The 12,077-nt window shown below is 56.4% G+C and carries 10 protein-coding genes; 7 read left to right on the forward strand and 3 right to left on the reverse strand.

Features of this window, described 5'->3' with window-relative positions; all coding sequences use genetic code 11:
• Positions 1–48 precede the first annotated feature (48 nt).
• From purN to D0C27_RS09980, 6 genes are all read left to right on the forward strand, one after another.
• Entirely contained in the window at positions 49–705 is a 657-nt protein-coding gene (purN, locus tag D0C27_RS09955) for a phosphoribosylglycinamide formyltransferase (protein ID WP_026482878.1), read from the forward strand.
• A 173-nt stretch (positions 706–878) separates the two neighbouring features.
• Positions 879–2,144 (forward strand): RsmB/NOP family class I SAM-dependent RNA methyltransferase, encoded by a 1,266-nt coding sequence (locus D0C27_RS09960; protein WP_045931823.1) that lies wholly within the window; start codon positions 879–881, stop codon positions 2,142–2,144.
• 101 nt (positions 2,145–2,245) lie between these two features.
• A complete protein-coding gene (locus D0C27_RS09965) occupies positions 2,246–3,472 on the forward strand; it encodes a DesA family fatty acid desaturase (RefSeq protein WP_026482877.1) in 1,227 nt (408 codons plus the stop codon).
• Complete coding sequence (locus tag D0C27_RS09970) at positions 3,469–5,763, forward strand: UvrD-helicase domain-containing protein (protein WP_060185991.1); 2,295 nt, start codon at positions 3,469–3,471, stop codon at positions 5,761–5,763. The genes D0C27_RS09965 and D0C27_RS09970 overlap by 4 nt, the downstream gene beginning before the upstream one ends.
• A gap of 391 nt (positions 5,764–6,154) precedes the next feature.
• A complete protein-coding gene (locus tag D0C27_RS09975; protein WP_170978564.1) occupies positions 6,155–7,375 on the forward strand; it encodes a sulfite oxidase in 1,221 nt (406 codons plus the stop codon).
• A gap of 53 nt (positions 7,376–7,428) precedes the next feature.
• Positions 7,429–7,737, forward strand: a complete 309-nt coding sequence (locus D0C27_RS09980) for a c-type cytochrome (RefSeq protein ID WP_052159170.1) — start codon at positions 7,429–7,431, stop codon at positions 7,735–7,737.
• Positions 7,738–7,760: 23 nt separating this feature from the next.
• On the opposite strand, the gene D0C27_RS09985 is transcribed toward D0C27_RS09980, so the two are convergent.
• From D0C27_RS09985 to D0C27_RS09995, 3 genes are all read right to left on the reverse strand, one after another.
• Complete coding sequence (locus tag D0C27_RS09985) at positions 7,761–9,662, reverse strand: alkaline phosphatase D family protein (protein ID WP_205717072.1); 1,902 nt, start codon at positions 9,660–9,662, stop codon at positions 7,761–7,763.
• Between the two features lie 99 nt (positions 9,663–9,761).
• Positions 9,762–10,163 carry a hypothetical protein gene (locus D0C27_RS09990; RefSeq protein WP_137430894.1) on the reverse strand — a complete coding sequence of 134 codons (402 nt, stop codon included), beginning with the start codon at positions 10,161–10,163 and terminating at the stop codon, positions 9,762–9,764.
• A 23-nt stretch (positions 10,164–10,186) separates the two neighbouring features.
• The gene (locus D0C27_RS09995; RefSeq protein ID WP_088452590.1) at positions 10,187–10,834 is read right to left on the reverse strand and encodes a TetR/AcrR family transcriptional regulator C-terminal domain-containing protein; all 648 of its coding nucleotides are present in this window, start codon (positions 10,832–10,834) and stop codon (positions 10,187–10,189) included.
• Between the two features lie 98 nt (positions 10,835–10,932).
• On the opposite strand from D0C27_RS09995, the gene D0C27_RS10000 reads away from it, so the two are divergent.
• On the forward strand, positions 10,933–12,075 hold the full coding sequence (locus D0C27_RS10000; protein ID WP_115635123.1) for an HlyD family secretion protein: 1,143 nt from the start codon (positions 10,933–10,935) through the stop codon (positions 12,073–12,075).
• Positions 12,076–12,077 lie beyond the last annotated feature (2 nt).

Consider the following 12,077-nt stretch of genomic DNA (forward strand, 5'->3'; position numbering starts at 1 on the left):
AGCGAGAGTTTACAATTTTGGATTCGTTATTTCTCGGGAAACAGGATTTTGACCGATTCCACCCTACCTTGTCGCCTTGTTGTGCTTATTTCAGGCCGGGGCTCCAACTTGCAGGCCATAGGCGAACTGATCAAGACAGCGGGCTTAAATGGCCGTATCGAGGCGGTCATCTCTAACAAGGGCGATGCGCCCGGACTGGAATGGGCGCAGCGTCAAGGGCTGCCTACCGAGACGGTTTCGCATCGCGAATTTGCAACACGTGAAGCCTTTGACCAGGCTTTGGCACGCGTGATCGACCGCTACCAGCCAGATTATGTTCTACTTGCGGGATTCATGCGCATCCTGAGCACCGATTTTGTTCAGCACTATGCAGGCAAGCTCATCAATATACACCCATCCTTGCTTCCTAGCTTTCCCGGTTTGAATACCCATCAACAGGCACTTGACGCGGGCGTGCAGTTTCACGGCTGCTCGGTGCACTTTGTGACCCCTGTGCTCGATGATGGTCCCATCATTGCTCAAAGTATCGTGCCCGTCCTGCACGACGATGATGCACAGACTCTGGCAGAGCGCGTTTTGGCAACCGAACACCACGTCTATACCGAGGCCGTACGCTGGCTGATCGAGGGACGGGTGCGTTTGCAGGCTGATGGCCGTGTCGAGGTTGCCGGACTTGCGCATCGCGGCTTTTATTTCCCCGCCTGATTGAGCGGGCTATTTGGAATTTTTGAATATTCATGTCTGATCACCAACAATCCCGCGGCCGCTCGGACCGCAAGCGCCCGTCCTCGTCTGCCCAACGTAACGAGTCCGGAGCGCGTGGTCGCCCTTATGCAGCACGCCGCGACAAACCCTCGGGTCCACCCGAGCCGGGCGCGATGGCACAGCGCCGTCTGGAGCAGGTCTCCAGCGCCCTGGGTGAAGTTTTGCAGTGGAAGCACCCCGCCGACCTGGCCTTGACACGCTGGGCGCGTACACGCCCCAAAATGGGCTCGCGTGACCGTGCCGAGATCCGTGAGGCCGTGTTTGATGTGCTGCGCCACCTGCGTCAGTACCGTAACTGGGCGGAAAGCGGCGTAGGCCCATCTACCCGTCGTCTGGCCATTCTGGGCCTGTCTACGGCTATCGGTCAGGAATCCCTGTCTTTGGGGCTGACGGAAGAAGAGCGCCAGTGGCTGGGCCATATCCGCGCCCTGAATGTGGACGGTCTGCCGGTTGGCGTGCGTCTGAGCCTGCCCGAGTGGCTGGAAGAGCGTCTGAAAGAGATTCCCGATTCCTACAAGTTGATGGCCGCCATGAACGAGCAGGCCTTGCTGGATCTGCGCGTCAACCCCATGAAAGCCGAGCGCGATACTGTGTTGCGTCAGCTGCAAAACGGCCCTATGGCTCGTTTCAAACCGGTTGCCATGCCTTTTTCGCCTTGGGGTATCCGTATTGAAGGCCGCCCATCTGTCGCAGTATGGCCACAGTATGAGAAGGGCGAGCTGGAAATTCAGGAAGAGGGCAGCCAGTTGCTGACCGCCTTGCTGGAGCCTCGCCGTGGCGAGATGGTTATTGACTATTGCGCCGGTGCTGGTGGCAAGTCCCTGCTGCTGGGTGCCTTGATGCGCTCTACAGGCCGTTTGTACGCCTTTGACGTGTCGGCCACCCGCTTGAACAAGGCCAAACCGCGCTTTGCCCGTGCTGGTCTGTCCAATGTGGTGCCTGTCGTGATTCAGGAAGCGGGCGACCAGCGTGTTCGCCGCCTGCATGGCAAGGCACAGCGTGTGTTGGTAGACGCTCCTTGCAGTGGATTGGGAACTTTGCGTCGAAATCCTGATCTTAAGTGGCGTCAACACCCCCAAGCTCTGGAGCAGTACACTCAGATGCAGGCCGACATTCTGGAGCAAGCCGCGGCTTGTGTCGCACCAGGAGGTCGTTTGGTTTATGCAACATGTAGTTTCTTGCCTGAAGAAAACGAGCAGCAAGTGCAGGCGTTCTTGGACAAGCATCCCGAGTTCAAGCTGCTGGATGCCCGGGAAATCTTGAAGGACAAATGTCCGGCCCTCGCGCTAGAGGGGCCTTATTTGAATCTGCGCACGGACCGTCACCAAACCGACTGTTTCTTTGGTGCGGCACTTGAACGAATCACGGAAAGTGCTTGATTTAAAGCAAGTTCGTCCTTAAATAGTGTTATTGTTAACTGGTTAGGTGGGCTACACTTTTCCGGTTTCCCTTAACACAAAGATCAGGTCTAAAAGGGTCTATGCAATCGTTTCTTTCTTTTCTTGCTGACGGATGGCTGCAACTGTCTTGGTGGCAGCTCACTCTTGTCATTCTGGCGGTGACGCATGTCACTATTGTGTCAGTTACCGTATTTCTCCACCGCAGTCAGGCGCACCGCGGGCTGGACCTGCACCCTGCGCTGATGCATTTCTTCCGTTTCTGGCTCTGGATGACCACCGGTATGGTCACAAAAGAATGGGTTGCGATTCACCGCAAGCACCACGCCAAATGCGAACGTGAAGGCGATCCCCATTCCCCTGTGGTCTTTGGTCTGGGCCAGGTGTTCTTCCGTGGTGCAGAACTGTACCGTCAGGAAGCCACCAACCCTGAAACCTTGAAGCGTTTCGGTCACGGCACGCCCGATGACTGGCTCGAGCGCAACCTGTACAGCAAATACAGCATGTTGGGTATTACCATCATGCTGGGTATTGATCTGTTCCTGTTCGGTCTGCTGGGTCTGACTGTCTGGGCTATCCAGATGGCCTGGATTCCTTTCTGGGCAGCTGGTGTGGTGAACGGTCTGGGTCACGCTATCGGTTACCGCAACTTTGCCAGCCCTGATACCAGCACCAATGTGTTCCCTTGGGGCATCATCATTGGTGGTGAAGAGCTGCACAACAATCACCACGCTTACGGTACGTCCGCCAAGTTCTCCAGCAAATGGTACGAATTTGACTTGGGCTGGTGCTACATCTCGGTGTTCAAGGCACTGGGTCTGGCCAAGGTCAAGAAGGTCGCTCCCAAGCTGCGTCTGGAGCCTAGCGTGCCTTCGAATGCTCCGCTGGAAGGCATCAGCCTGGCCACCTTGCAGGGCGTGATTACTCACCGCTATGAAATTCTGGCCCGCTATGCGGACATCATCAAAACCACGGCCTCGGAAGAAATCGCTCGTCTGAAGCCACAAGTGAACAAAGACAACCCGAATTGCTCCTGGTCCCTGCTGGAAAGCTGCAACGACTGGATCGGTCGCGGCGACGATGTTCTGGCTCCCGAGCAGCGCGCTGAACTGGAAACCGTAGCGGCTGGCGATTCCCGCCTGTCCATCCTGGTTCGCATGCAGCGTGAACTGGCCGGTATCTGGGAAAGCTCCAGTGCCTCCAGCGAGCAGTTGCTGTCCGACCTGCGCACCTGGTGCCAGCGCGCTCAGCAAAGTGGTATTGAAAGTCTTGAGCAGTTCGCCTTGCGTCTGCGCCGCTACGCGGCATGATGGATCGCTTAAACCCGGAACAGCGAGCCGCCGTTACTTTACCCTCTGGCCATGCCCTGGTGCTGGCCGGAGCGGGTAGCGGAAAAACCAGTGTACTGACCTCCCGAATGGCCTGGTTAATCCAGACCGGGCAGGTCAGCCCACATGGCCTTGCTGCTGTTACCTTCACCAATAAAGCCGCGCGCGAAATGCTGACGCGGCTTACTTCTTTATTGCCTATCGATACCCGCGGAATGTGGGTCGGGACCTTTCACGGCCTGTGCAATCGCCTGCTGCGCATGCATTACCGTGATGCCGGTCTGGTGCAGACGTTCCAGATTCTGGATACGGCAGATCAGTTGGCGTCCATCAAGCGTATGGTCAAGGCCAATAATGTGGATGACGAGAAATTTCCGCCCAAGGAAATTCAGAAGTTCATCAACGCCTGTAAAGAAGATGGCCAACGTCCTGGCGACCTGGAAGCGCACGACCCTCACCGCCGCCGCCTGATCGAGCTTTATCAGCTTTATCAAGAGCAGTGCGAACGTGAAGGAGTAGTGGACTTTGGCGAGCTGCTGCTGCGTGCCTACGAGCTGTTGTCCCGCAATGCCCCGATTCGCGAGCATTATCAGCGCCGTTTCAAACACATTCTGGTCGACGAGTTCCAGGACACCAACGTGCTGCAGTATCGCTGGTTGCGTCTTTTGGCCGGTGATCAGGCCTGCATGTTTGCCGTGGGCGACGATGACCAGTCCATCTACGCATTCCGTGGCGCGAACGTGGGCAATATGGCCGACTTCGAGCGCGACTATGCCCGTGGCAATGTGATACGCCTGGAGCAGAACTACCGTTCCTGCGGCCATATTCTGGATTCGGCCAACGCGCTGATCGAGAACAATAGCGGCCGTCTGGGCAAGAATTTATGGACCGATAGTGGCGAAGGCGAGCTGGTACGCATCAGCGAACTGGCCTCGGATGCCCTGGAGGCTCAGTGGATTGTGGACGAAGTCCGCGCCCTGATCGCCGAAGGCAAGCCACGCCGTGAAATTGCCATCCTGTATCGCAGCAACGCCCAGTCCCGAGTGATTGAGCACAGACTGTTTTCCCAAGGCTTGCCCTACAAAGTGTATGGCGGCCACCGCTTTTTCGAGCGTCAGGAAATCAAGCACGTACTGGCTTACTTGCGTCTGATGGACAACGCGGATGATGACACCGCTTTCTTGCGCGTCGTGAACTTCCCGACTCGTGGGATTGGTGCTCGCTCTGTGGAGCAACTGGCTGATCTGGCGCGTGAGCGCGGTACCAGCTTGCTGCGTGCCATTCCTTACCTGCAAGGACGTGCGGCTGCCAGCCTGATGCGTTTCTCGAACCTGATTCAGGATATGGCCAGCCAGGCGCAGATCCTGTCCTTACCCGAGCTGATTGAGCACGTTGTCCACGACAGTACCTTGCTGGCCCATTACCAGGCCGACCGCGAAGGTGCCGAACGGCTGGAGAACTTGCAGGAGTTGGTCAACGCGGCCACGGTTTTTGTGGGTGAAGAAGGTTTTGCCGAGCTACCCGCAGGTCGAGTCCCTGAAGCGGTAGCGGGCGAGTCCGAGCAGGCCATGCAGAACCCGGATCAACCGGCTGCCTCTGTGCTGGCTCCCATGTCGCCTTTAGGCTCTTTCTTGACTCATGCTTCTCTGGAAGCAGGGGACAATCAGGCCCAGGCTGGCCAGGACGCCATTCAGTTGATGACGATCCACGCAGCCAAAGGTCTGGAGTTCGATGCCGTCTTCATTACTGGTTTGGAAGAGGGCTTGTTCCCGCATGAGAACAGCTTGTTCGACCCCGGTGGGATCGAGGAAGAGCGTCGTTTGATGTACGTGGCGATTACGCGGGCGCGTCAGCGTTTGTACATCACTCTGGCGCAAAGCCGCATGTTGCATGGCCAGACGCGTTACGCCATGCGTTCGCGCTTTCTGGAAGAGCTGCCGGAGCAACACATCAAATGGTTGTCGGCCCGCTATACCAGTACACCCGTGCAGTCAGAGGCCAGTTCGGGGGCCTTCCGTCGTGGTCAAAGCTGGGAGTCCAAGGACAAGAGCTATTCAGCCCAGCCTTACGGCGGTCGCAGTCACACCAGCGTGCTGGAAGTGAATGGCCAGACTTTCCGGGTGGGGCAGGGGGTGCATCACAACCGCTTTGGTGAAGGCACCATTATTAATCTGACGGGTCAGGGTGACGATGCCCAGGCCTTGATTCAGTTTCGTGAAGTCGGCAGCAAGACTCTGGCCCTGGCCATTGCCAAACTGGATCCTGTTAGCTAAAAAGCGAAGCAACGACTGAATCAGTCAATCGTAGTTTGAAGGCCCCCGGAAACTCCGGGGGCTTTTTTATGGCCTGCCCTATGTCATGGAAATTTTCAAACAGCCGCAGTTTTTACAGCCGTTTTATTTCAAGCCCTTCATTTTTACTCTTCATCGTGCTCGACGCGGATGCCTCCCAGGAAAAATTTCTCACCTTATTTCACGTTTTGGATAAACACAGAGATTGCAGGGAAACCCTTGTTTCAAGCGACTTTCCCGTTTTTGTCTTCCTTCTTTAAAGCTCTATATGATCGTTATATATAAGGGTTATAGATTCTAGTTATAAAGCTGGTGCCCCCATAAAATCGAAGCCTAAATTAATTACAGATAACAAACACACATGGAGGCGATCATGGAACCTAGCAATCTCTCACGCCGGCGTATGCTTTTGTCGACGGGCGGGGTGATGGCCCTGGCCGGTACAGCAAGCCTGACACCCTTGTCAGCGGCACTGGCTCAGGAAAAGGCAAAAACGCAGGCCAAAGCCTTGCCAGCCTATGCATCCTGGAAACATGCCGACAGCTTGATCGTGCACAGTGCCAACACTATTGAAACCAAACGCAGCGCTTTTGGCTCGGGTTTGATCACGCCGCTGGATCGCTTGTTCGTGCGTAATAACGTGGCCCCCCCATCCGAGCAGATCGTGGCTGATCCGGACGCCTGGGTGCTGTCGATCAAGGGCGTGAAGAACCCGAAAGACATGAGCGTCGCCGAGCTGAAACGCCTGGGTCTGGTGGCTGTGCCCATGGTGCTGCAGTGTTCGGGTAATGGTCGTGCTTTTTTCCCTGAAAAACCCAGTGGTACTCAGTGGACGGTAGGTGCCGCTGGCTGTGTGGTCTTTACCGGCGTGCCGATCAAGGCCGTGCTGGAGGCTGTGGGCGGCATGGAGGAGGGCGCCAAGTACATGACCGGTCAGGGCGGCGAGGAAATTCCTCAAGGGCTGGACCCGAACACCATTATGGTAGAGCGTTCGATTCCCCTGGAAGCCATTGATGACGCTATCCTGGCCTGGGAGATCAATGGTCAGCCCATCCCCTTGGCTCACGGCGGCCCCTTGCGCTTGATCGTGCCGGGTTACACCGGGGTCAATAACGTCAAGTACATCAAGCAACTGGCGTTTACCAAAGAGCAGTCTGCTGCCAACATTCAGCAAAACAGCTACCGTTTGGCGCCTGTGGGTGAGAAGTCCAACCCCAATCAGGAGTCGGTTTGGGAAATGCCTGTCAAGTCCTGGGTGACCAGCCCTAGTGGTGAGCCTGGCGAAGAACTCAAGGCCGGCAAGGTACAGATCCAGGGCTTGGCTTTTGGAGGCATGTCGGCAGCCAAAGAAGTGGAAGTGTCCGTGGATGGTGGCAAGAACTGGGTGAAAGCGACGTTTGTAGGCCCTGATCTGGGCAAGTATGCGTGGCGTCAGTTCGTTGCAGGCGTGGATTTGAAACCAGGCAAGTATGAGATTGCCAGTCGCGCGACCAGCGAAGCAGGCACGGTACAGCCTGAAGAGCGCGTACCTAATAACCGTGGCTATCTGAACAACAGCTGGCGCGACCACATGCTGGCTGTCACGGTCGTTTAAGTCTTGAATGTTGTACCCGCCCCGTCAGCTCGGGGCGGCTATGGAAGGGAATCATGAAGAAATATCTAGTTGCTGCAGTATCTGTATTTGTTTTTAGTACTCAAGCCTACGCTCAGGAGCAAGGCAAGGAACTGTTTCTGACAGGTGCCAAACCCATTGCCTGTGCGGTCTGTCATACCTTGGCTGATGCTGGTTCAGCCGGGGCCATTGGTCCGGATCTGGATGAACTCAAGCCAGGCAAGGAGCAGATCCTGAAGGTCATGAAAGAAGGCATGGGCGCCATGCCTTCTTTTGCACAAACCATGAGTGACGAAGAGCGCGATGCTGTCGCCACCTATGTCAGCTCTGTAGCGGGTCAGTAAGTTCCACCTGCTGTAGTCAGACGCTAGCCGCCTTCCCCTTTCTTCTCCTGATCCGGAGGCAGAAATTCGGTAGGCGGCTTTTTGTTGGCATTGTGATGCAGGATGCGGGCGGGGCGACCTTCCTCATCCAGCCAGATCTGGCCGATTCCGGAACCATTCCATACCCGTTCCCCCTGTTTGCGCTGATCCGGCAGACGCGGGCTGATGCTCAGGTCACGGCGTTGCGTAAACCAGTTCAGAGGGGATCGCGGCGAGTAGAGCCAGCGGTTCAGCCGATCCAGCCAGTTCAATAAAGCTTCCGGAAATTCGTTCTTGATGCCGCTGCTGGTGACTTGCCAGATATGTGGAATGTGCCCGCTATGGCGTACCTGTACATCGTAGACAAAGGAATAGTGCACATCGCCGGACAGAATCACGTAGTTTCCGGGCGTGCGTGAATGCCTGAAGATGTTCAGCATGGTGTTGGCAGCCCCTCTGTGGGCCATCCAGTTCTCGGCGTCCACCGTCAGGGCAAAACCCGCGTACGTGCAGATACTTTGTATGACTTCGATCAGCTTGACGCCAAACATGGGCGTGGGCGACACAATGATGGCGGCGCGCTCATCCAGCAATTCGTGCTGAAGCTCGGTCAAGGATTCCCAATCCATCAGTCCGGACGGGCGACTGGGCAAACGGCGTTTATGCCAGCGGCGCGTGCGTGTATCCAGCACGATCAGGGTAGGCTGGGTGCGCAGCACATAGTCCCATTGGCGAAACTCCAGCAGTTCCTTGATCAGCGCATCTTGAGCTTCATGTTCAAGACGCTGATGTTCATCCGGCTGGCTGGTCCAGGCGGTCACCGTATTCAGCACCGACTCAAACACCTCGGGCCGGTTGCCCCAACCCTGACACAACATATAGGCGATCAGGGCATTGCCTACGATCTGCCGTGAAAAGGGATGGCCATAGGCGACGCTTTCCCATTTCGCAGACAGATTCCAGTCATCGGTGATGTCGTGGTCGTCAAAAATCATCAAGGTTTGCACGTGGGCCAGAAGGCGTGCTGCTTGGGGCAGGTCCTGACGGAAACCTTCCAACGCCAGTGCCTCGCGTTGCCAGCGTTGCTGATGCTTGGGCTCCAATTGGGGAGGCTCAGGCTCTGGAATGATTTGCCATGGGATGGGGGACCAAACCAGCAAATACATGGCCATGACTTCGGCCAGCGTGACCAAGTGATTGTGTGCGTTGGCAGTGGTGAAAATCGGTTTTTCCACACCACCAAAAAAGCGCTCGCGCAGATCCTCGTTGGATTTGAAGGCAGGCAGCAAATCCGCACGTCGGTAGTAGCTGGCGGGGTGCCGGTAAAGCGATTCGCTATCCGAGACGACGGCGCCTTCCAGATATTCCCCATACAAGCCTAGCCGCTCAATCAAGGCATGAATGGCCGCCAGCATGGGACCGGCCACATCGTCGGCGTAAACCTGATCTCCGGACAGCATCAGCAAGGCAGGCCGGGCATGGGCCTGGGTAATGTGCTCGCTCAGGACTGTGTCTGCCTGAGCCAAACCATCGCGTGCGGCGTGATGAGGCTTGCGGCAGGAACCAAACATCAGATTGTCAGCGCGGCTGGCCAGCACAAAGCTGGGCCGGGTTTGACCCTGGTGCAGCAGATGGGGAGCCCAATCAGCAATCCCTTGCTCCGGTCCACCGTCTATGGAGGCGAGCAAATCGTAGTGAACAAGCGTGTCTTGGGGTAGGGCTGTAGTTAGCGGTACATCCAGAAAGTGGATAAAGGCCTGCTTGCCCAACTGTACGATGCGACAGTGCTCGCTACTGAGCGAAATACGCTGGGGAGCGGCACCCTCTGCTTGCAGGACCAGGTCCAGGGTCAAGGCCGAACTGCCAACCAGCCATAGCACCAGGCGCTGGGGATCGAGGCGACGCAAAATAGGGCCTGCCAGTACAGGCGGCAGTGTGGACGGAAGTGGGAAGAGACTCAAACGGGTGACAGCCAAAATCAGAAAAGATAATGGACAGTGTAGGGCCTATAAAGTTGCAACTCGTACTGCTTGGCTGTCTGCCACTTCCGGGCTGGCAGTCAGAAAAGCGGTAACTTGCGCGTCCAGATCGTCCTCATGCACTACGCGGACTGGAAAGCCGAATTTTTCGCTCAAAGGGGCGACAAAGGCATTCAAGGAAAAGGCCATCAAGGCATTGCTGACAACTACCAGGCTGGCGGCACAGGACACGCTCAGACGGCTGCGGTTGGCCTTGATCCATTGCGAGAACTCCTCCTTGTCCGTGCCTTCCTCTGCACCAGGCAGCTCGCGGGTCAGCAAGACAAAGCGTTGTCCTTGCTCCAGCAAGGCTTCCAGTTCCGCTTTCCAATTGGATGGGGCGCTGTTCGAGATCCAGATACGGGGGAATTCCTGTGTAGCAACGTGCATGTGCGGGTCCTGAGAGTGTCTGTTTATGATTTGTTTTGAATGCGCTGCTTTGTACCATCAATCAACAGGTTCAGGCCAGTGATAAAACGGCCCGTAAAGTCATCGGAAAAAATCGCCTCACGTGCCTGCCAGTTGCTGGGGTACTTTTCTTGAGCCAATTCTAAAAAAGCCTGTTTGCGTAAAGACAGGTCCAATGTGCTGCCAGGCCCCAGAGCCTGTTCTTCCATGACAAAACCCAGAATGTAGTAAATCAGGCTAAAGCTGGCCTCGGCAGCAAATTGGCTGTCTGCGCCTGCCTGCATGAAAGCGGACAAAAAGGCTTCGCTGGTGCGCAGCACATTGTCGGTGACTACATAGGTACCCGCAAAGACTCGAGCGCCGTCTCGTCTTTGCAACAGGGCCTGCCGGAACTCCAGACCCAGATGCCGAACTTGTTCATCCCAGGCTTGGTTGCTTGGGCTGTGTCGCGCCACGTTTTCTACCAACGCGTCAGCCATGCCATCAATCAAGGTTTGCTTGGCATTGAAATGCCAATACAGCGAGGGGGCCTGGATATTCAGGGCCTGAGCCAGTTTGCGCAAAGTCAGGCCTTCCAGCCCTTCCTGGTCCAGCAAGTCCAGCGCTGTCTGGATGATGTGTTCACGTTGAATACGGGGCGCTTTTGTTGCCATGTTCTCTCCGATATTTGCAACCTAACGCTGTTAGTGTATCATTCGCTCATAGACTAACGGTGTTAGGTTGTGATTTTTGATTGAGCAGGGATACGGTTATGAGCACCTCAACAACTTCAACGGAACGCAAAGCGCTGGGCCTGCGGCTGGCTCCTTGGCTGGGCTGCCTGGCCATGATTGGGCTGCTGATTCTGGCGACCACGCAGTGGAACGAGTGGACCAGTAGCCGCCGTATACAGAGCACTCAGAATGCTTACGTGAAATCCGACTTTGCGGTGCTCAGTGCCAAGGTTTCGGGCTACGTGAAAGCCTTGCCCTTGGGGGATTATGAGCAGGTCAAGGCGGGGGATCTGATTGCGCAGATTGATCCGGCCGATTACGAGCTGGCCGTGGCGGCAGCGCGGGCGGAACAGTCCAAGGCGCAGGCCCATCTGGACAATCTGGACGGTGAAATTGCACAGCAACAGGCGCGTATTAAAGAGGCGCAAGCCAAGCTGCGCTCCGTGCAGGTGCGCGTGCGGCAATATCGTAATAATCCTTCGCGTCAGGCAAGGCTGGTCAAGGAAGGTGCCTTGTCACGGCAAGGCTATGAAAACGCCCAGGCCGATCTGGATGAGGCAATCAGCCAAGGGGAGGCCGCTACCGCGCAAGTGGAGCTGGCGAAAAACTCCCTGAAGGTTCTGCAGGGGCAGCGTGCGATTCGTACCGCGGATTTGAAATCGGCTGAAGCTGCCTTGGAGTCTGCTCGTCGCAATTTGGGCTATACGCGGATTGTGGCCCCTTTTGACGGGGTTTTGAACAAGCGTCATGTGCAAGTAGGCAGCTTGTTGAACCAGGGCACGCAGATTGTTTCCATCGTCCCCCTGGAGCAGGCCTACGTCATTGCAAACTACAAGGAAACGCAGCTTGCGCATGTGCAGCCTGGGCAGCCGGTGGAGTTGACCGTGGATGGCTTGCCCGGTGGCAGTTGGCGGGGGCGCGTAGTAGAGATTGCACCTATGAGCGGGGCCGAGTCTTCCTTATTGCCTGCCGATAACGCCTCCGGGAATTTCACCAAAGTGGTGCAGCGCATACCGGTGCGTATTGAGTTGGAGCCGGGCCAGGCACAGTTGGAGCGTCTGCGCCCCGGTATGTCGGCACAGGCCGGAATCGACACGGCGGGTTCCCACGTTGCGGCTTATGACATGCCGGGTTTGAAACAGACTCGTCAACTGGCCGTCGTTCGGGCTCAGGAGGGCTGACT

It is taken from the genome of Alcaligenes faecalis (genome assembly GCF_005311025.1).
Lineage (GTDB): Bacteria > Pseudomonadota > Gammaproteobacteria > Burkholderiales > Burkholderiaceae_B > Alcaligenes > Alcaligenes phenolicus.